The sequence below is a fragment of the Dechloromonas sp. ZY10 genome (genome assembly GCF_041378895.1).
GTDB classification, from domain to species: domain Bacteria; phylum Pseudomonadota; class Gammaproteobacteria; order Burkholderiales; family Rhodocyclaceae; genus Azonexus; species Azonexus aquae.
This window is the reverse complement of sequence record NZ_CP144212.1, coordinates 1,019,499-1,040,858: the sequence shown is the minus strand read 5'-3', so window position 1 is coordinate 1,040,858 and position 21,360 is coordinate 1,019,499. Positions and strand designations below refer to the sequence as shown.

The following is a 21,360-nucleotide window of genomic DNA, read 5'->3' as shown; positions in this document are numbered from 1 at the left end:
AGCACACAGCCCCTTGCGGGGCCATGTCCATGGGTAGTGCGCGATTCTACCGCGCCAGGGCTTAGCCCGCGATACGCGACAGCACTTCCTGGGCTTGCGCCACCAGGTCAGGAGTGCCCTCGCCAACCACTTCATTGAGCAGCTCGCGCGCCCCTTCCAGATCACCCATTTCCTCGTAGGCCTTGGCCAGATCGAGCTTGGTATTGACCTCCTCCCAGTGCGCATCGCGCACGATCTCGCCGCTGGCCGGAGCCACCTCGGCTTCTGCCGGGGCAGTCACCGCCAGGTCCAGATCAAGGTCGCCGAGATCGAATTCCGGTAGCGGTGCCGCTGCTGGGACTTCTGCCGGCGAAGCATCAGCAGCCGGCAGATCAAGATCGAAGTCGAGATCAAGATCGACCGCCAGCGCGTTGTCCTCGGCAGGTGCCGGAGTTGCAGCCTCGGAGCTTGTCGCTGGCAGATCGCCCAGATCAAACTCGAGGACTACGTCGTCCGGAGCCGTTTCCGGCAGGATCGGCGCGGCCGTCAGGGCCGGCTCGGGTTCGGCCGGAAGATCAAGCTGCAGGTCAAACTCACCAAGCGGCGCTTCAGTAGCCGGCGGCAAGTCGGCAAGATCGAGATTGATGTCGGGAATCGACATTTCGAGCGGTGCCGCAGTAGTCCTTACCGTTTCATCGAGTGCTGGCAGGATCGGCGCCTCGGTCACCTCAGGTTCCGAAGCGAGCGGCAAATCGAGGTCAAAGTCCAGTTCATTGCCCGCCTGTTCAGTTGGCACCTCGCCGATTGCCGGAACGGCAACGGCTTCGCCAAGATCGAAATCGAGAAGATTACCCTCATCAACGACAACCGCCTCAGGCTCAACCTGCTGAGTCAATTCAGGCTGCGGCGCCCCCAGATCGAAGTCGAGCAGATTGCCGTCTGTCTGCGGTGCCTCGGTCACCCGCGGCATCTCGGCCGGCAGTTCGCCCAGATCGAAATCGAGGCTCGAAGTTTCCACCGACGGCAACTCGGGCTCGATCACGGATTCGACCGGAACCGGCGCGGCAGTCAGCTGAGGATTGTCCTCCGGCTGGACGATCATCGTCGCCTCCGGGGAAAAAGCCGTTGCCGTTGCCGTCGCCGCTGCAGCGGTTGCCTGAGCACCCGAATAGAGCGGATTGCCGGGATCGATACCAGCCCCCAAAGCGGCCACCTTGGCCCACTCCGGCCCCTGCCCCCCCGTCTGGGCATAAACTTCGCCAGCCAGGGTTTCAAACTGTTTCAGACTGCGCCGCTGCGCATAAATTTCCAACAGCTTGACATGAATCGCAATCCGGTGGGGGTCCTTGAGCAAGGCCTCAAGCAGGATTTCCTCGGCCTGCGCATCGCGCCCATAAGCCATGTAAACATCCGCCTCGGCTACTGGATCGACCTCATCGGTATCGATAGTACCCGGGCCGGTCTGGCTGAAATCGCCGGTCTGGGGCGGGGTATTTGCCGTATCGATACTCTGCCCACCAGTCACCGGGTAGGCAGTGGCAGCGCTGCTGCCCATCGTGGTCGATCCCGCATCACCGGTCGCCTGGCTGCGCCGACGCCGATACAGGGCATAGCCGAGCAACAGGGCAGCGATCCCGCCACCACCGGCGAGCAGGCTTGGATCCTCCAGCAGCATGGCAACAAAATCCGGCTCGGGTTCCGGTTCGGGCGGCGGCGGCGGCATGCGCGGCGGCTTCGGCGCCTCAACCGGCTTCGGCGCCTCTGCCGGAGCCGCTGCCGGCGGTGTCGCCTCTTCCGGCTTGACAGCTTCCTCGGGCTTAGGCGCCTCGACCGGCTTGGCCGCTTCGGCAGGCACAGGCACCTTGGCCACCTCCACCGGCTTCTCGGCAGCCACCGGCTTGGCGGGCTCAGCCGGCTTGACTGGCTCGACCGGTTTGGGCGCTTCGACCGGACGGGCTTCCTTCTGCTGACTCAACTGCTGCTGCAGGTCGGCCAGGCGCTGGTTCTTCATCTCCAGCAACTTCTGCATCTCGCCGACATTTTTCTCCAGCATGGCCAGGCGCTCCTGCGCCTCTTTCAGGGCCTTTTCGCGGGCAATCACATCGGCTTCGCTGGCGGCCGACTTGGCGCCGCCCTTGCCCACCAGTTCAGTACGCGATACGCGCAGCTGATCCTTGCCCGCCTCGGCCGGCGCAAGTTTCTCATCACCCTTGGCAGTGATCTTGCCGGCACTGGCCTGCCCGGCATCGTCGCGGGCAGCCGAAACGGGCGCAGCAGCAGCCAGCTTCTGGCGATAAGCCTGCCAGTCACCGGTGTGGCTGACATATACCTTGCGCGCCTCGGCAGCGGTGACTGCAGCGGCAGCTTCGCGATCCGGAATACTGAGAATCGCACCGGACTTCATCCGGTGAATATTGTTACCCAGGAAAGCGTCCGGATTCTTGCGGTAAAGCGCGACCAGCATCTGCTCCAGCGTCACTTCCTCTGGCTTGGTTTCGCTGGCGATCTTGCGCAGGGTGTCCCCTGCCTGGACGATGCGGGTAGCCGTCGGTGTTTCTATGCCTGGACGCGGCTCAGTTTTTTCTGCCTTCTCGGGCTTGGCTGGCGGCAAGGGTTTTGAGGGTTCCGGTGCAGCCAAGGGCTCAGGCTTGCGAGACACGGGATCTGGCGTGCGCACGCTGTCGCGTACCCCCTCCACCACCTTGGCCTCAGCCACGGCCGGCGCGCTCTGGCGCGACTTGACCTCGGGCGGATCGAGCAGGAAGGTGTACTCCCGGACCAGGCGACCGGCAGGCCAGTTCAGTTCAACCAGAAAATCGAGAAAGGGTTCGTTGATTGCCTTGTTGGAACTAACCTTGATCACCGCCGCGCCATTGGGACGCTTATCAACCACGAAGCGCAGATCGGAGAGTGCCGGCGCGTATTCGATGCCGGCTTGCCGGAAAGCATCCTGAGAGGCCAGACGGGCAGTCATCCCCGAAAGTTCGTCACGCGTCGCCCCGAGATCAAGCTCGGCACGCAACGGTTGCCCCAGCGAGGACAGGACGGTCAACTTGCCCAGACCAGCCGCCTCAACCCCCACATGCAGCAACGAGAGACAGGAGGCGACAGCCAATGCGGCAGCGCGTTTTTTTAGTTTTGATGGATTGTTCCCGTTCACGGCCAAACCCTGAGCGTAAATTCTGGACTTTCAAATTAACATCATATAGTTAGCAATGCAAGCTCATTTAGATTCTCCAAATCCCGCTTATAAAACAAAATCTCCCTGTCCAGCCTCAACAGCGGCAATCGGTGCTGCCACCCAAAAATCAGCTTTACCCTTGTGCTTGACCCGGTACATTGCCGCATCCGCCTGCTGCAGCAACGCCTCCGGCGTATCTCCGGCCTGCGGATAAATTGCAATGCCGATACTCGGCGTCGAAGACACCCGAACACCCGATAGCGAATACTCCCGACTCAGGGAGGCCAGTATTTTTCCGGCAACTCGCTCGTTGGCAGCGCCTCTTTTCCCTCCTGGCAAAACGATTACAAACTCGTCCCCTCCCAGCCTGGCAACAAAATCAGTTTCCCGTACACAGGCACGCAAGCGCGCAGCCACCTCAACCAACAAGACATCGCCCATTGCGTGACCATGGCGGTCATTAACCGATTTAAATCCATCCAGATCTAGAAACATCAAAGTTAACATTTCAGAATTACGCTTGGCCGCATTACAAGCCTCCGCCAGATACTCATTGAACCGCAAGCGATTCGGCAATCCGGTCAGACTATCGTGATAGGCCTGGTGCGACACCCGCTCCTCCCTGGCCTTGCGCTCCGAAATATCGAGAAATGTGGCAACGTAGTGCTGCACATCCCCAAAGTCATCGTGTACAGCAGTTATCACCGCCCACTTGGGATAGACATGGCCATCGCGATGCCGGTCCCAGAGTTCACCTTGCCACATACCTGAGAGTTGCAAGTCTGACCACATTTCTCGATAAGTGTCAGAGCCCGTCTTACCGGATGCCAACACGCGAGGATCAAGTCCGACCACATGCTCACGCGCATAACCAGTCAAGCGGCAAAAAGCGGGATTCACCTCAATGATCCGATTTTTCCTGTCAGTGACCAGAATCGCCTCACCACTCCCCCTAAAAACGCTTCGATACAGATTCAATCCCTCCTCTCGCAATCGCCTCTCCGTCACATTGCGCAAGACAAGAACGACCCCACCCGCTGCAAAGGGCAGCAGTGCATACTCCAGCCAAATTTCATCCTCCTGAGCATTTGCCTGACGCCAGCTACCGACTCCCTCAGCAATTCCCGCTCTCGTTGCCAATCCCGACGCGATCTCTTTTTCGGCACTTCCCTCCTGTGCCGAAAACAAATTCCGCCAGTGAGAGCCTCGCACCACCTCACTACCTGCAAACAAATGCTCGGCCGCCGGATTGACCTCCTCCACTAGCCACTCTCCCTCATGCTCAACGAGAACGACAACCGCCTCACTCATGGCAGAAAACAAGGCTGCCTGCCGTCTGAGCTGGAGAGCCGCCGACAACTCCATGGCCTTTAGGTAACGATCAATCAGAATCCAGGCAAACACGGACAGCCCCAGGGAAAATATTCCTCCCCACCAAACCCAGAAATGCCAGGAGGACTCACGCTGTCGGGCATAATTCCAAAGCGCCAGCTGCCCACCGCCGCCAAATACAACGAGATCGGCATAAAGCGCATCGCCTGCAAGCGCCCCTCCCGAAGAAAGCCAGGACTTTCCGCCTCTCCGCACCGCCGGCTCGGCCAAGCGCAACTCATAGTCGTAACCAGCCTGTTGCAACATCTGCAGACCGCTCAGTGCCACCAATTCAGACTGGACATCGGCAGCATCGATTCTCCGCAACTCGGTTGCGGAGAATCGCCCCCACGTTCCCAACCGCTCAAGATTCCGGACTACCAAGGCTAACTGCCGCTGCGCCTCCCGCTGATCCTGCCGTTCCCAATCATCCTGCATATAAGCCAAGATAACAAAGCACACCTGCACAGACAGCGTCAGCACCCAGAGCGCCCCGGTCCAACGTTGACCATGGTTCTCCATACCTATCTCCTCCGGCCGATCAATCGCAATAGCGCGCGGCGATCCGGGCAAACTCATCAGCCACGGTAGCAAACACCTCAATGATTTCCGGATCGAAATGACTGCCGGCTCCCTGCAGAATCATCGCCACTGCATCGAGATGAGAAATTGCCGGCTTGTAAACACGCCGAGAAATCAATGCGTCATAGACATCGGCAACTGCCATCAATCTTGCCGACAGGGGAATTTCCTCCCCGCACAAGCCTCGCGGATACCCGGAACCATCCCAACGTTCATGGTGGGCACCGGCAATTTCTTTGCCGTAATAAAGGTAACTATTTACTTTTTCCGGCAAGGCGGTGATTGCTTGCGCCAAAGCCCCCTCACCGATTTCACAGTGGCGCTGCATGATTTCCCACTCCGCAGCATCCAGCTTTCCCGGCTTGAGCAGCACCGCATCAGGAATCGCAACTTTGCCAATATCATGCAACGGAGCTGAACGCACGATCATATGCAACGCCTCGTCGCTGAGAAGCACACTTCCCTGTTTTTTCTGCAGTGCCTCCCCCAGGGCTTTGACGTAGTATTGGGTACGCAGCACATGGTTACCGGTTTCGTTATCCCTTGCCTCCGCCAACGCACAAAGAGCAACGATAGTCGCCTCATGGGAAGCCATCAGCTCGCGGCCGCGCAAGCGAATCTGTTCAGTCCGGCTGGATACCTCGCGCTCAAGCCAGTCATTGCGCTGACGCAAAGCCATTCGTGCCTGAGCAAAAGCCAGATGATTGCGCACCCTGGCGTGCACGATGCGGGGACGGAATGGCTTATGAATGAAATCTTCAGCCCCCAGCGACAATGCCAAGGACTCATCGGCCTCACTCTCCAGATCAGAGATAAACAGCAACGGGGTCTCACTGCGCTCCGGCATTGCCTTGCATGCCCGGCACAATGCCAGCCCATCCATTTCTGGCATCATGATGTCAGAAAGGATTAAGTCCGCCTTACCCCCACCCTGCAGGTATGCCAACACTTCGCAGCCATTGGAAAAAGTGAGCACGCGGTAATCTGACTCCAACATTTCCTCTAGCACCAACAGCACTGCCGCCTCGTCGTCCGCGATCAGGATGATGGGACGACCGGACTCACTGGATTGCATTTTCCGCCTCCCTCTGCAACAAAAAGGCGGAGATTTCCCGGCATAAACTGTCCAGTTGCTCAGCCATTTCTCCCGCCAGCATGAACGCCGAGACGGACTGCTCGCAGGACAGCACCTCCAATACCCGAGCCTGCTCCATCAAAGGAAATGCAAAAATTGTCCCCAAGGTCCCCTTGAGTCCATGAGCAGTTCTCGACAAAGACTCCCAATCCTCAAGTTGCGCCGACTGGCGAAGCTTACCCGGCGTTTCCCGATGTGCATCCAGCACCACCCGCAACAAGCGCTCGACAAACACTGGTTTGGTAGCGTAGCGCTCCTGCAAGCCATCCCAGTCAAGCCCCCCGCGCCCGCCACCGTCCACCTGCGTCACGACCAGATCTGGTGTGGACTCCGCAGAGGCGACCCCGGGAGCATTCGCCGGCAAATATTTGGCAAGTCGCCGGACCAGCTGCCGATAATCGACCGGTTTAACTACCAGGTCACACATGCCCGCGGCAAAACAACGTAATCGTTCTTCTTGCATTGCATGCGCTGTTTGCGCGATAACCGGCAAGGAAGGCTGGACCCGGTGAATTTCTCGGGTTGCAGCACAACCGTCCATACCCGGCATCTGCACATCCATCAGTACCACCTGAACACCGGGGAATTGACGAATCAGGGCCACCGCCTCTTCTCCACTGGCGGCCAAACTGACCAACGCTCCCTCTTCCTGCAGCATTTCCTCAAGAACCAAGCGGTTAACCTCGGTATCATCGACCACCAGGATTCGCAAACCGGCCAGTGCGGCCCCTTCCGGCAATGCCAACTGGGCATCGGGTACGGTAGCGGGATTCTGTTCCGAAGCCGGGGCAGGAAACCAGCACTCGAAGCAACTCCCTCTACCGGAAGAACTTTCAGCCTTAATTCCCCCTCCCATCATGGTCAGCAGGTTACGCGTAATGCTCAGCCCAAGGCCGGTTCCGCCGTAGCGCCGAGTAGTCGCACTATCAGCCTGTTCAAAGGGGGTGAAAAGGCGAGCAAGCTGCTCTTCCGACATTCCAATCCCGCTATCCTCGACCCGAATGACAGCCTGCCCCTGACGCCAATCAAGCTGGACACGAATTTCTCCAGAGGCCGTGAACTTGATTGCATTCGACAGCAAATTATTGATTATCTGGGTAACCCGTAACGGATCGCCCTCACACACTATCTCTGCGTCCGGAAAGATATTCAGGATGAGCCCCAATCCCTTCTGGTCCAGCTGTTCGCCAAACAGAGCAAGCGCAGAGCGTCCAACCTGAGCCAACGACATTGGCAAGCGCTCCAGGAGCATTTTTCCGGCCTCAATTTTCGACAAGTCAAGAATGTCGTTAATGATTCCCAGCAAAAGCTGACCAGACGTCAAAATACGCGAGAACTGCCGTGCCGCCGCCCCGCCTGGCGGACTTTGCCGAAACCCAAGTTGTGCGGCCCCCAGTACACCGTTCATCGGTGTTCTGATTTCATGGCTCATGTTGGCCAAAAACTCGCTTTTGGCACGACTAAGACGCTCCGCCTCTGTCCTGGCCGCCTCAAGTGCCTCTGCCGCTTCAACCTCGCGAGAGACATCCATAAAGCTGACCACCACGCCCAGTACTTCACCATTTGCAGACAGCGGCTCGGTCGCATAGCTGGCAGTAAAAAATGAGCCATCGCTACGGAAAAACTCCTCTCGCCCGCTTTGCCTTTCAACCAAGGCCACAGGGGGCAATTGCAACAACGGGCTTGATGGATTTTTCACCACAGCAAGGTAACCAAGGCTGTGTCCCACCATTGCCCCCGCATCCCGTCCCAGCATACTGGCCGCCGATCGATTAACGAACAGTAGGCAACCATCCTTTCCCACACCGTAGAGCCCGCCGGCACTACAATCGAGAATCAAACGCGTCCGCTCTTCTGCCACCTGCAAGGCGACGCTCCGTGCCAGCACCTTTGCTTCCAGTTCAGCCTGCGCACGCTTGCGGACTGAAACATCCCGCTTAACCACCACCAGATAGCGAAAAACACCATCAGCATCGCTGACCGGCCTCATTGATACCTCTTCGTAGCAAGGTTCCCCTCGCAAACGACGCCCTTGCCGCTCCCCAGACCAGGACTCTCCATGACACAGCTGCTGACGCAAGCGGTGATAAAAGACAGGTTCGTTATTTTCCCAATATGCAAACTCGGGCAAGCGCCTCTGTACATCAAGAGGAAATAATTCCCGATAAGCAGGATTCGCCCACACCACCTCTCCGTCAAGGGTCGCAATCAGCAAAGGAGTATCCGTCGCCTCCAATGCAGCAGAACGTAATCGGAGCAACTTCTCGGAAGCCCGCAACTCAGTCACATCCCGGACACATATGGAGACACCGGAATGTTCCTGCTTTGGTATTGGCAAAGGAACCAGGGTCAAGGCCAGCCTCATTTCCCCGTATTGCTCGCGGTAAAATGACAACTCTAGGCGCTCGACCAATCCGCCCTCGCTGACCCGATTGAGTGCTTTCAACAAGGCCTCTCTGGCAGCCCCAGAAAAGAAATTGACAAATGGCAGCCCCTGAACCGCTTCGCGTGACAAGCCAAAAATATTGGCCGCTGCCTGATTCCAGGTATTGATCTCCCCCTTGGCATCACAACTCAGCATGCCGTCTTCCGAAGACTCTACAATTGCTACCAAGCGACTACGGTCCTGCTCCCAATACAAGCGCTGCGATATGTCCCGGACCGCAACGTAGAGACACCGCTCTCCTTCCTGCTCAAAACTCACAACGCTTGCCTCGACCGGAATACTTCGCCCCCGATAAACATAGGTAGTAACAAAAGTGCAGGGGATCCTGAGGTTCAAAAAGCCAGGCAAGATGGCTTCTGTCAGGACCGCTGGCGGCCATTCTGGATTCCAGGCAGAAACATGCTTACCGAGAATATTCTCCCGGGCATCTCCCAGCATGTGCGCAAAAGACTCACTTGCCTCCTGCAGATATCCGTGTCGGTCGAGAATATACAGCCCGTCGCTGGCATGGCGAAGAAATAGCGAATTCTTGTCACTCTCGCGCCCGAGCTCATTAAGCAAACGTAGTAGCCCCAAGCCGGCAAAGACCGATAGCATCAGAAAACCAACCCCGAGAGCTAATGAACGCAAGCACTCTGCCTGCCATTCGGCAAGAAAATCCTGACGCGCCAGACCTGCAAATATAATCAGTGGAACGTGCAAAAACTTGCCGAACGAATAGACGCGTGCAACACCATCATAGGAAGCAGCCAGATTGAAGCTACCGTTCAAGATTTCGTCATGAACGATGTCCACCACAGGCTGATCGCTCAAGCGACTGCCATACGCCAGTTCTACGCCGTGGGTTTTGCGCGGATAGCGTGCAACCAGTGCCAAACTGGCATCGCGGATGGTTACGACACCATTTTCGCCAAGCTGCAACTGGCCCAGCATGGCGTCAAAAAAATCGTCCGGCAGCACAATGAAGACGAAGCCGCCAAACGCCCCCCCTGGCTGACGATAAGGCAGGGCAAGCGTCACATGCTGCGACCGGCTGGAGGGCTCATGGCTCGGAGGAAAAACCTGCATCCCCGACTGGGCATCCAACTCCAGCAAGCGAAAACGGGACAGCCCGCCGATTTCATTCAATAAAGACCGTTCCCCAGTAAGCAACCTCCCCCGGGCATCGGTCGCCAGGAGAAAGACCCCTTCCGGCAATTGCTGGCGCAGCAACTCCACCCCCATCTGCCCAGGCACCGATAATTGCCCTCGCTCCGCAAATAATTTGGCGCTCACCCGCAGAATTTTCTCGTACCGATCAAACTGCGCCTCCAGTCCATGCTGAATTGTCTGCGTCAAATTCCGGGTTTGCGCCAACGCCCTCTGCTCGGCTCTTTCTCTGGCCAGGATTAACATCCAGAACTGTGAAGCGAACATGAACAGATTGCCCGCCACCAGGATGCAGACGAATAAAAGCTTCAACCGCCGCGGCACGCCAACCCCCTCGCGCTAAAAGAGGAATGCTGCCGCTTCCCGCTCAGCCGGTGCCAACGAAGCCAGGACCGCAGAGAAGGTGTGATCGAACTCGATCCCCTGTTCAAACAAAGTCAAAATCTTCTCCGAGCGATCTCGCAAAATTGTGCTGACCTGAAACTCCTGGGCATCGGTCAGCCCCAATGAGAAATAGGCCCCTTCGATTGCCGAAATCAACTCCTGAAGCAAAATCCGGGTATCGATTTGCTGATTGCGGTAGCGCTCACGCAAACTGCTAATTGCCGAATGCGCCTCACATTGGGCGCTCTGAATGGCCTCGGCCCGCCTTGCCGATTCAGCACGCACGATCAGTGTCTCAACGATTTGACTGGCCGCCTCGACCAACAGCATCAAGTTGTCCTGAACCCGTCCTCGCTGGACCGGATCCACAGGCAGGTTGGTAACCACCAAGCTCAGTTTGTCATCGTTGATGGCCAACCGGTCGCGAAAGCCAAAAATTCGCCCCGAACATTCGAGATTATCCAGAACCGACATCTCCAGCTGACTGGCATTTCCTTGCATCCCGAAAGACAAGGAAGCTCCATTGCCGCGCAGGCGAAGCAAACAATTCAGTGAGTAACCGGCAGTAGTTTCAAGAATGCATTGCCCCAACTCCGGCAATGAAAGACACTTCAGTGCTCTTGCAACAAAATCGAGCAGCGCCCGACTTTGCGCAACATCGCAGAGAAATGCCAATGCCGAAGCCTGCAACTCGGCATTTTTGTTTTGCAGCAGTCGCTCTTTCTGCAAATGGGATACCGCGATCAAGCATTTGCGCAAGACCAGTTCTGGCGCAACCGGCTTGACCATGAAATCGCAAGCGCCGGCATCAAAGGCGCGCAAACGCTCCTCAAGGGTGTCATGTCCAGAAAGGAATATCACCGGTACCGAATATTGCGCAAGGAACTCGGCACAGGCGGTATACCCGTCCATTCCCGGAAGCCCAATGTCTAGCACCAGCAAGTCGGGCAGCAGGACATCAAACTGCATCAGCGCCTCTTCCGCAGAAAGAAAGCAATGCAGGTCGAATTGTTCAGCAAGCGCGAATTCAAGCAATTGATGGATCACCGCATCATCATCCACAGCCATCACCAAGGGCCTGGCCATTGGCAGTACAAGAGTTGGCTCCATGTTCGATTCTCCTTTCAGGCCACCCCTGGCATGGCCAAAAAAATGCCGCAACATGCCTCCCATGCTGCGGCGGAACAAGCTCACCCGAGAGGTAGGTGACAGCTAAAAGTGGGGATCAAGCAGCTTTTTCGACGTGTGCCTGCTTTTCGTAAAGGAACTCGAGGACGGCAGCCCGACATTCGATGTAAGCCGGATCGTGCGCCAGGGTCAGGCGATTCCGCGGGCGCGGCAGGTTGACCGTGAGAATCTCGCCAATGGTCGCGGCTGGCCCGTTGGTCAGCATCACGATACGGTCGGCCAGCAACACTGCCTCATCTACATCGTGAGTCACCATCACCGTCGTCGCCTGGGTCGCCTCGCAGATTTTCATCAATTCGTCCTGCAACTTGGCACGAGTCAAGGCATCGAGCGCACCGAACGGTTCGTCCATCAACAACACCTTGGGCTCCATCGACAAAGCCCGGGCAATCCCCACGCGCTGCTTCATGCCACCGGAGATTTCGTGCGGATATTTCTGCGCTGCGTGCGCCAGCCCGACCAACTCGATGGCGGCCTGCGTGCGCGCCTTGAGCTTGGGCTTGCCCTCCTTCTGCGAAAAGACCCGCTCAACCGCCAGATAGATATTTTCAAAACAGGTCAGCCAGGGTAGCAGGCTGTGGTTCTGGAACACCACCGCCCGCTCAGGCCCGGGCCCCGCAATCTCCCGCCCATCGCAGAGCAGCACACCGGAAGTCGGCCGGGTCAGACCGGCGATCAGGTTGAGCAAGGTTGACTTGCCGCAACCGGAGTGCCCGATCAGGGCGATGAACTCACCTTTACGGATATTCAGATCGACCTCGCGCAAGGCGACAAACTTGCCCTTCTTGGTTTCGAAGGTCTGTCCGACACGTTCAATGCTGACAAATTTTTCCATGATTTTTCTCCCTTAGCTTCCTGCCGATTCCTTGGTCAGCTTTTTGGCGATCAGGATCAGGGCCTGTTCGAGAATCAGGCCGACAATGCCGATCACGAAAATCGCGATGATGATGTGCTCAACTTTCAGGTTGTTCCACTCATCCCAGACCCAGAAACCAATCCCGACACCGCCGGTCAGCATTTCGGCTGCAACGATCACCAGCCAGGCCGTGCCGATCGACAAACGGATCCCGGTCAGCATGTAGGGCAAGACGGCGGGAAACAGGATCTTGGTTACCACTTTCCATTCGGACAGCGCCAGCACCCGGGCGACGTTGAGATAGTCCTGCGGCACCCTCTGCACCCCCTGCGCGGTGTTCATGATCATCGGCCAGATCGAGCAGATGAAGATGGTCCAGGTCGCCGCCGGATCGGCCTTCTTGAACACCAGCAGGCCGATCGGCAACCAGGCCAACGGAGATACCGGACGTAGCAGGCTGATCAGTGGATTGATCATCGCCGACAGAAAGGGAAAGCGCCCGAGGATGAAACCCAGCGGAATCCCGATCAGGGCCGCCAGGCCAAAACCGATCCCAACCCGCTGCAACGAAGACAGCACATTCCAGCCAATCCCTTGATCGTTCGGACCATTGCGGTAGAAAGGATCAGAAAACAAGGCAACCGCTGCCTGCCAGACTTGTGCCGGGCCGGGAATGCTACCGCCCTTGAAGGTCGCAACATGCCAGATACCGAGCAAAACCAGGAGGCCGATCGCCGGCGGCAGGATGCCGCGTAACCGAGCGCCCAGGCGCTCACTGAAGGGGATGCCCGAGGTCACCGCAATCGTCTTTTCCATGGCTTTATCCTTGGCCTGTTCGTGAATCACACTGTTCCCCGGCACACCTGCTGCCGGTTCACGGTCAACTGCCTTGTCCGGGCAAAAACCACCATCCATCGTCGTTGCACTCATTGCTCTCTCCTGCCGCCGCCAGAATTGGCGGCGGCATACCGGGCCTTAGCCCTTGACCTTGAAACCATCGGCGTACTTGGCAGGATCCTTGCCATCCCAAACCACGCCATCGATCAGTTTGCTGCTGCGCATCTCTCCCTTGGGCAACGTCACGCCGGCAGCACTGGCCCCCTGCTTGTAGATGTCGATACGATTCACCTTCCTGGCGACCTCCAGATAGTTCGGGTGATCCTTGAGCAACCCCCAGCGCTTGTGCTGAGTCATGAACCACATCCCGTCGCTGAGGTAAGGGAAGTTCACCGCGCCGTCGTTGAAAAACTTCATGTGGTTCTTGTCGTCCCAACTCTTGCCCAGGCCGTTCTGATAGCGACCGAGCATGCGGGCGACGATCACTTCGGTATCGGTGTTGACGTAAGCCTTGCTGGCGATGGTTTCAGCGGTTTTCTGCTTGTTCGCCAGCGAGGCATCGATCCACTTGCCGGCGTCGAGAATCGCAGCGACCACGGCACGTGCCGTGTTCGGGTTCTTCTGCACCCACTCCGCAGTGGTGCCAAGCACCTTTTCCGGATGATCAGTCCAGATATCCTGCGTCGTGGCTGCAGTAAAACCGATCCCGTCGATGATCGCGCGGTTGTTCCAAGGCTCGCCGACACAGAAACCGTCCATGTTGCCAACCCGCATGTTGGCGACCATTTGCGGCGGCGGCACCGTGATGGTCTTGACATCCTTCAGGGGATTGATCCCCTGCGCCGCCAGCCAGTAATACAGCCACATCGCATGGGTGCCGGTAGGAAAGGTCTGGGCGAAGGTGTATTCACGCTCCTTCTTGGCCACCAGCTTGGCCAGGCTGCTGCCGTCGGTGGCCCCCTTTTCCTTGAGCTGGCTAGACAGCGTGATCGCCTGGCCATTGTTATTCAGACTCATCAGCACATTCATGTCCTTCTTCGGACCACCGATGCCCAACTGCACGCCGTAGATCAGCCCATAAAGCACATGGGCGGCATCCAGCTCGCCATTGACCAGCTTGTCCCGGACCGAAGCCCAGGAGGCCTCTTTGGTCGGGATGATCTTGATCCCGTACTTCTCGTCGAACTTGTTGACTGCGGCCATCACCACCGAGGCACAGTCAGTCAGCGGAATGAAGCCGATCCGGACTTCCTTCTTTTCGGGGGCATCCGACCCGGCGGCCCACGCCGCGCTGCGGACACCGGGCGGAACCATGCTCATCAAAGAAGCTCCCAGGGCGGCGGAAACAAAATCACGACGGGAAAAAGCTTTTTTTTCCGACGCAGCGACAGTTACAGGAACGAGTTCTTTCATTACGTGCTCCTCGAATGACAAAACGAAAAACAAAAAGGCGCCACATCCCGCGTTGCGCAAGCGCAAGCAGCGGAATGGACGCCTTTGTCCTTCGGGCCAGCCAACGCTGCCCCGCTCTCCGACCCTCGTTGGCCGGATGTTTGTCTTCTTAGAGCAACCCTCGTGCCATCCCGACAAAAAAATATTTAAACAAATAAATCAACGATTTAAAAAACTTTGCCAGGCACAAACAAAAATACACCCCGGCACTTGATTAGTGCCAAAGCCAAAATCGCGCACAAACAAAGGGATTGGTTTTTACAAAAATCAAGAAACAAAAGACGTAATCCCAAGGTTCTATATATCCAAAGTAATAACAAGGATATAAAGCGCCCATCTGCCCCACCCAACAAGAAGCGACGGTCAGCTGCAAGCAGATCAGCCCACGAACCCTCGCCCAGGACGCATCATGCCCCCAACCCCTGCTTCTGCCTCAATCCGCCAGCGCTTACTGTGGCTGATCGCACTTCCCTTGCTGGCACTGATCCTGTGCGCCGGCTACCTGCTGCTGACAGCGCACAACAAATTGCGGAATGCTGAAAATACCGCTCAGGTTTTACGCCTGTCGCTAGCCGCAGGCGACCTGATCCATCGCTTGCAGAGCGAGCGCGGCGCGACGGCGGGCTTCATCCAGTCGGGTGGCAAGAAGTTTAGCGATACCTTGCCTGGCCTGCGCGACCAGACCAACCAGATGCGCGGCAACTGGCAACTGCGCAGCGGTGAGTTGGCGCTCGCAAGCATGCCCGCTCTCGAGACAGCCGTCGGCGAAGCCAACGCCCAGCTCGAACGACTTGCTGAACTCCGGCGGCGGGCAGATGGGCAGGCGATTGCAGCAAGCGAATCGACGGCCTATTTCGTTAACACCATTGCCGCACTGGTCAATGCGATGAACGCAGTCGCCGACTACAACAGCGATGCAGCCATCGGCAAACAGGCCACGGCCTATATCGCTTTTGTCCGCGGCAAGGAGAACGCCGGCCAGGAGCGCGCCCTGAGCACGCCGGTTTTTGTCGCCGACAAGGTCGAACCCGCGCAACTGCGCTCGATCACCGAACGGATCGGTCGCCAGGAAGCCTATTTCAACATGTTCCTCGGTCTCGCCAGTCCCGAACAGGCGCGTACTTTCCGCGAGTTGGCAGATACCGCAGCCAGCCGCGAAGTCGCGCGCATGCGCGCGGTAATGAGCGAGCGGGCTCACAACGGAGGCTTCGAGGTCGATCCCGGTCACTGGTTCAAATCGATCAGCGACAAGATCGACGCCTTGCATAATCTGGAAAAGCAACTTGCCGAAAGCATCCGTGCTGCTGCGGCAGGCGAAGTTGCTGCCGACCAGCGGATGCTCTGGAGCACCGGCGGCTTGACTCTGCTTGCGGTTGCGCTAAGCATCCTGATCGCCCTGCTGCTTGGGCGAGGCATCAGCCGGCCTCTGTCGGCAATGGTGGAAGCCGCAGAATACGCAGTCAACCACAACGACTTCACCCGCCAGGTACCAGCCCTGGGCGCGGCCGAGGTAATCCGCACCGCCGAAGCCTTCAATCGCCTGAGCGAAAAATTCCGTGAAATCCTGTCGGAAACCGCCAGTTCGAGCACCCAGATCGCCACTTCGGCCAAGCACCTGGCCAGTTCGGCAGGTGAAATCACTCATAGCGCATCACTGTCAGCCGACTCTGCTGCCAGCGCAGCAGCTGCAATGGAACAGATTTCGGTCAGCGTCAGCGAAACCGCCAGCAGCGCTGGCACGGTCAGCAACCTGGTCAGTCACTCCGGCAAGGAAACCCGGATCGCCCTGCAAGTCATGGCAAACGCCGTACACAACATCGACCGGATCGGCGCCCTGATTGGCCACTCGACGGAACAGGTCAGCGCACTGGAGCAAAGTTCCGAGCAAATCGGCGGCATCATTCTGGTGATCAAGGAAATTGCCGAACAGACCAATCTGCTGGCGCTCAATGCCGCCATCGAGGCTGCTCGCGCCGGCGAAGCTGGCCGTGGCTTTGCCGTAGTTGCTGACGAAGTCCGCAAACTGGCCGAGCGTACCGCTACCTCGACCGGAGAAATTACCGGGCTGGTGGCCGGAATCCGCGAACAGATCGCAACTGCAACCGCATCGATGCACGCAGCAGATAGTGAGTCGGCCAAAAACCGGGCTCTGGTTGCCGAATCTGAAGCGGCATTGCACGGCATCGGCGACGGTTCGACGCAAGTGGTCGAACATGTGCAAGGGATCGCCGACGCGGTTCGCGAACAGGACGGTGCTATCCAGCAAGTCGCCGGCAATATCGAGCAAATCGCCCAGATGACCGACGAAAGCCGTCGGGCAGCACTGGCCAACGGTGAAACCGCGCACAGCCTGGAGGCCTTGGCAGCCCGCTTGCAAGAAGCTGTTGCCCGCTACCGGATTTAGGCGGAGGGCGCCTCAGTCTGGTGCAAAGCGGGCACTCCGCGCACCGGACTGGTTCGCCAATCCGGCGGTCACAGCAACATTTTTGCCATTTCAATCACGTCGCCGGCCACTTTGACCAGCGTCTGGCCACGCTCCATCGCCAGTCGCCGCATCGCGTGATATGCCGCATCCTCGTCGAGCCCACGTGCCTTCATCAGGATGCCCTTGGCTTGTTCGACCAGTTTGCGATCGGACAGCTTGCGCGACATCGCCTCAAGTTCCCGGCGTAATGCCAGCGACTCCTCAAAGCGCGCCCGCGCCACCTCGACGATGGGTTTGATCCGTTTCGGGTCAAGACCATCGACGATATAGGCCGAAACCCCGGCCTTGACTGCATCGCGGATGGTTTCCTGGCCGTCTTCATGGGTAAACATCACCACCGGGCGCGGCATATCGCGGTGCATCGTTGCCAGATGTTCGAGCGTGTCGCGACTGGGGCTATCGCTGTCGATCAGGATCACGTCCGGCTGCAGTCGTTCGACTTCCTGCGCAAGGTTGTCCGCGCCGGCCAGGATAGCGGCGACCTGATACCCGGCAAGCGCCAGTCCGGCACAGATTTCGCCTGCCCGGCTGCGGGATTCATCGATGACGAGTACGGTAAGCATGGCTGCTACCGTGCAAACTACGTGCCAGCCATCTCCCGCACAGCTCGGGCCATCGCCTGAATCACCAGCGCATGTTCGCCAACTGGTCCGGTCAAGGCGAATTCGGCCTGCGGCCAGGCGCTCCGCAACTGCGCCAGCATTTCCGGCAACTCTCGCTTCAGATGCCCTCCCTGGGCAATAAACAGCGGCACGACAACAATCCGGCTGGCTCCGGCAGCGATGCACTCGGCAGCAGCCTGTTGCAGGTCGGGCTGCATGAACTCAAGAAAACACAGGGCATAGTGAATCGCGGGCTGCGCCTCACTGAGCGCAGCCTGTACCTGACGCAAGGGGCGGGCCCATTCGGGATCGCGAGCGCCATGGGCAAAGAGGATGACGGCGGTAGTCATAGTAGTTTTCCGGAAAAAGGGACCGGGCCGGCTCCGGCCCCGCTCAATGGACAGGCATCTTAGCTGCGAGGTTCCATGGCGAATGCGATTTCGATCAGTTTTCGCTGTTTTCCACGGTCAACCGTGAAAAACAGCGAAAAGCAACATCCGGGTACTCAGACGGAGAGCAGTTTGCGCTCGCTCAGGCGATCAATCAGCGCATAGACCTGCTGCACATCGAGCGGCTTGGTCAAGTAATCATCAAACCCGGCATGCCGTCCACGCTCGACCTCGCTGTTCATCGCGTTCGCCGTCGCTGCGACAATGCAGGCACCGGCGGTAGAAGCGTTGGCACGCAAAATCTGCAATACCTGATACCCATCCATCTCGGGCATGTTGATGTCGAGCAGAATCAAGTCGGGACACTCGGCCATGGCCAACTCAATCCCTTCGCCCGGCGTTCCAGCCAGAGCCACACGGACCCCTTTGCGCCGCTCCAGCAAGCGCTCCAGGAACTTTAGATTGGCCGGATTATCATCGACGCAGAGCACATACAACTGCCCGGCCAACTCGACATCGCCATCCTCTGCCAATAACAAACTATCGTGCGGCGCGTCGGTCGGCATGATCGCCTGCTCGCTCGCCAGAGGTACCTCAAACCAGAAAGTCGAACCCTCGCCGACTACGCTGTCAACACCAACCTGGCCGCGCATTTCCTCAATCAGACGCTTGCAGATGGTCAATCCGATACCAGTACCTTCGACCTTGCTGTGGGCACCGACCAAGCGCTGGAACGGCTGGAACAGTTCGCTGATTTTCCCGGCTGGAATTCCGCTTCCGGTATCGCTGACCGCAATCCGGAACATTCCGCTTGCCGTTACCTGTCCGCTGACGTGCACCGCTCCTGCATCGCGGTTGTACTTGATTGCGTTGCTGAGCAGATTGAGCAACACCTGCTTCAAACGTAGCGCATCCCCCCGGGCAAACGCGCCCGGCAAGGCTGAGCAGTGCAGCGCAATGCTGCGCTTGCCGGCCAGCGGCATCGTTAGTTGCACACACTCGTTGACCAGAGATGCAAGCGCTACCGGCTCCAGTGACAATTCCAGCCTGCCGGACTCGATCCTGGCCAAATCGAGAACCTCGTTGATCAGATGCAACAGGTGCCGTCCCGCGCGCAGTATTTCACCGACGTTGTCACGCTGATCAGCAGTCAGATCGCCATCCAGTTCCAGCATCTGGGCAAAACCAATGATCGCATTCATCGGCGTGCGCAATTCGTGACTCATGCTCGACAGGAAATCCGACTTGGCCTGATTGGCCCGGTTGGCTTCACTGACGGCTTGATTCAAAAGCACAGCCTGATCATGCCGCTGGAAGACAAAACCCAGTTGTTGCCCAACATTACGCAAGGTGTCGAGAAATTCATCATCAACCTCGCTGCCACCATCGCTGAAAAACTCAATCACACCAAGGATCTGATGGCCGGCAAACACCGGAATCGCCAAGCCGCTGTTAAAGCCCGCGGCAATTGCCTCACGGTAACGACGCGAAGTCCGTTCGTTCCACTGGCTGAGCCAGGTAAACACGGGCGCCTGCTGCAACCAGACCAACCCAGGCAACCCTTGGCCAGGCTGATATTCCAGTTCGCAAGAACGAGCGATGAAAGCACGGTACTTTTCTTCGTCGGCAGTAAACCACACATCAAGGGTGCGTAAGCGCGCTTCACCTGCAGCGCTTTCAACCAGTTCATAGGCATGACCGATGCGCCAGTTCATAAATCGGCAAATTTCCTCAAGACACCGAAACAAAGCATCCTTGCGATCAAATGCCTCATTAGCCGTGGCCGTGATCTTGCTCAGCAAGGTCAGCAAGGTTCCTTGCCGCAACAAATCCCGGTTCAGACGCTGCAGCGACTGCTGCATTTCCATCAGTTCAGTGATGTCGGTTCGGACCGAAACGTAAGCATGCGGAGAACCTGAATCCTGACTACCGGGAGCGATCACACTCTTGACCCAATAGAGGTGGCCGTCTTTATGGCGGTTGGCAAGAATCCCCGACCAAGTACGCCCGGCCTTGAGGGTTTGCCACATTTCCTGATAAAAGGCTTCGGGATGAACGCCGGATTTGACGATGCGGTGGTTCTGGCCAAGAACCTCATCGCGACGATAACCACTGACTTCGCAAAACAGGTCATTGCAATAGGTGATGTCGCCCCGAGCATCGGCCATCGTTACCAAAGTGTGGTTATTCAAGGCCTGCAGGAGGTGATCGAACTCTGCCATTCTGGCTCGCACCTCGGATTCAACCAAGTCCTTCTGCTGCATCAAGCGGCCGGTCATGTGCACCAAGCTGTTGCGCAATTCATTGACTTCAGCCCAACCGGACACCTCCGGAATGACCGAGTCATTACGCATGGCAGTACTGATCATCTCGATCGGCCGTGCAAGATAGCGCCCGAGCAGGCCAACCAGCCCCAGAAAGGCGAGAAGGATTGGCACTACTGCCCACCAGAAGCGATTGCGCATGGTTTCGCCCAGCCCAAGCAAATCGCCCCGACTCTCACGAACCAGCAATACCCAACCTGGCGGACTGAAGTACTCATTCCCCTGAATCAGAATCGCAGCATTGCGCCACTGACCATCCGACCAGTAACGCGGACCACTATCCTCATAAGCCAACGTCGGCAGGCCAGAAAAAAGTTGGCCCTGCACCCCGGTAGGTCCATGCAAAACCCGCCCCTCACGGGTCAGCAACAGGATTTCACGTTTGACCCCGCGCAAGCTGTTTTGCTCGAACTCACCGAGCAGCCCAACCACCCACTCCCAGTTGAGATGCGAGGCGAGAACACCTTTTACCTCGCCGTTTGCTAATAGGGGCACGGCCATGTCGATCAATCTTGGCGGCAAACCATCCGGCCCCTTGGGCAAGACATCGGCAAGCAACAACGCAGGATGGACATCGCTAAGGTAAGCCCCGCGTGCACCATGCACGAACCAAGGACGGGCTGCTACATCTGCCCCCAGGAGATACCCACGACTAGCAGCCAGTACCCGCCCACGATGGTCAGTCAGCCCCAGCCAGGCATACCCCTGGTAGCGGGTCTGAATCTGGTCAAACAATTCCTGAATGCTCTCAGGCCCAACCTGACCGTTCTCGACCAAGCGGCGTACCACCACATCGAGATCGAGAAAGCGTTCCAGCACTCCTTGGCTCAGGCGCTGCGAGGCCTGGACAACAGCCATCTCGGTACGCTCCTGCGAATGTGCCTCCAGCGACTCTTGCTGTAAATGCTGTCCGACCAGAACCACCATGAAGATGGACAGAAAAAGCAACAGTGAGATCGAGAAGACCAGCAGGTGACGCAAGCGAAAAGTCATGATCAAA

The 21,360-nt window shown here is 57.8% G+C and carries 13 protein-coding genes; 2 read left to right on the top strand and 11 right to left on the bottom strand.

All coding sequences use genetic code 11. The annotated features are described in order from the left end of the window. Positions 1-61 precede the first annotated feature (61 nt). The 8 genes from VX159_RS04705 to VX159_RS04670 form a co-directional block, all read right to left on the bottom strand. Entirely contained in the window at positions 62-3,094 is a 3,033-nt protein-coding gene (locus VX159_RS04705; RefSeq protein ID WP_371324831.1) for a FimV/HubP family polar landmark protein, read from the bottom strand. Between the two features lie 132 nt (positions 3,095-3,226). After that, a complete protein-coding gene (locus VX159_RS04700; protein WP_371324830.1) occupies positions 3,227-5,053 on the bottom strand; it encodes a diguanylate cyclase domain-containing protein in 1,827 nt (608 codons plus the stop codon). Between the two features lie 19 nt (positions 5,054-5,072). Further along, entirely contained in the window at positions 5,073-6,188 is a 1,116-nt protein-coding gene (locus tag VX159_RS04695) for an HD domain-containing phosphohydrolase (RefSeq protein WP_371324829.1), read from the bottom strand. Continuing rightward, entirely contained in the window at positions 6,175-10,155 is a 3,981-nt protein-coding gene (locus VX159_RS04690) for a PAS domain S-box protein (protein WP_371324828.1), read from the bottom strand. The genes VX159_RS04695 and VX159_RS04690 overlap by 14 nt, the downstream gene beginning before the upstream one ends. Positions 10,156-10,182: 27 nt before the next feature. Continuing rightward, positions 10,183-11,337, bottom strand: a complete 1,155-nt coding sequence (locus VX159_RS04685; protein ID WP_371324827.1) for a response regulator transcription factor — start codon at positions 11,335-11,337, stop codon at positions 10,183-10,185. A gap of 115 nt (positions 11,338-11,452) precedes the next feature. Next, positions 11,453-12,250 carry an ABC transporter ATP-binding protein gene (locus VX159_RS04680; protein ID WP_371324826.1) on the bottom strand — a complete coding sequence of 266 codons (798 nt, stop codon included), beginning with the start codon at positions 12,248-12,250 and terminating at the stop codon, positions 11,453-11,455. Between the two features lie 12 nt (positions 12,251-12,262). Further along, positions 12,263-13,201, bottom strand: coding sequence for a nitrate ABC transporter permease (gene ntrB / locus VX159_RS04675; protein WP_371324825.1), 939 nt, complete (start codon positions 13,199-13,201; stop codon positions 12,263-12,265). 45 nt (positions 13,202-13,246) lie between these two features. After that, entirely contained in the window at positions 13,247-14,428 is a 1,182-nt protein-coding gene (locus tag VX159_RS04670; protein WP_371324824.1) for a CmpA/NrtA family ABC transporter substrate-binding protein, read from the bottom strand. On the opposite strand from VX159_RS04670, the gene VX159_RS04665 reads away from it, so the two are divergent. Continuing rightward, on the top strand, positions 14,421-14,774 hold the full coding sequence (locus tag VX159_RS04665; RefSeq protein WP_371324823.1) for a hypothetical protein: 354 nt from the start codon (positions 14,421-14,423) through the stop codon (positions 14,772-14,774). The two genes, VX159_RS04670 and VX159_RS04665, sit on opposite strands and share 8 nt — an antisense overlap. A 195-nt stretch (positions 14,775-14,969) precedes the next feature. After that, positions 14,970-16,964: a methyl-accepting chemotaxis protein gene (locus tag VX159_RS04660; protein WP_371324822.1), complete on the top strand. Its 1,995-nt coding sequence runs from the start codon at positions 14,970-14,972 to the stop codon at positions 16,962-16,964. Positions 16,965-17,032: 68 nt separating this feature from the next. Here VX159_RS04660 and VX159_RS04655 read toward each other — a convergent pair whose 3' ends face one another. The 3 genes from VX159_RS04655 to VX159_RS04645 form a co-directional block, all read right to left on the bottom strand. Then, a complete protein-coding gene (locus tag VX159_RS04655) occupies positions 17,033-17,608 on the bottom strand; it encodes an ANTAR domain-containing response regulator (protein WP_371324821.1) in 576 nt (191 codons plus the stop codon). A 17-nt stretch (positions 17,609-17,625) separates the two neighbouring features. After that, positions 17,626-17,997 carry a sirohydrochlorin chelatase gene (locus tag VX159_RS04650; protein WP_371324820.1) on the bottom strand — a complete coding sequence of 124 codons (372 nt, stop codon included), beginning with the start codon at positions 17,995-17,997 and terminating at the stop codon, positions 17,626-17,628. Positions 17,998-18,152: 155 nt separating this feature from the next. Beyond that, positions 18,153-21,353 carry an ATP-binding protein gene (locus tag VX159_RS04645; protein ID WP_371324819.1) on the bottom strand — a complete coding sequence of 1,067 codons (3,201 nt, stop codon included), beginning with the start codon at positions 21,351-21,353 and terminating at the stop codon, positions 18,153-18,155. Positions 21,354-21,360: the final 7 nt, after the last annotated feature.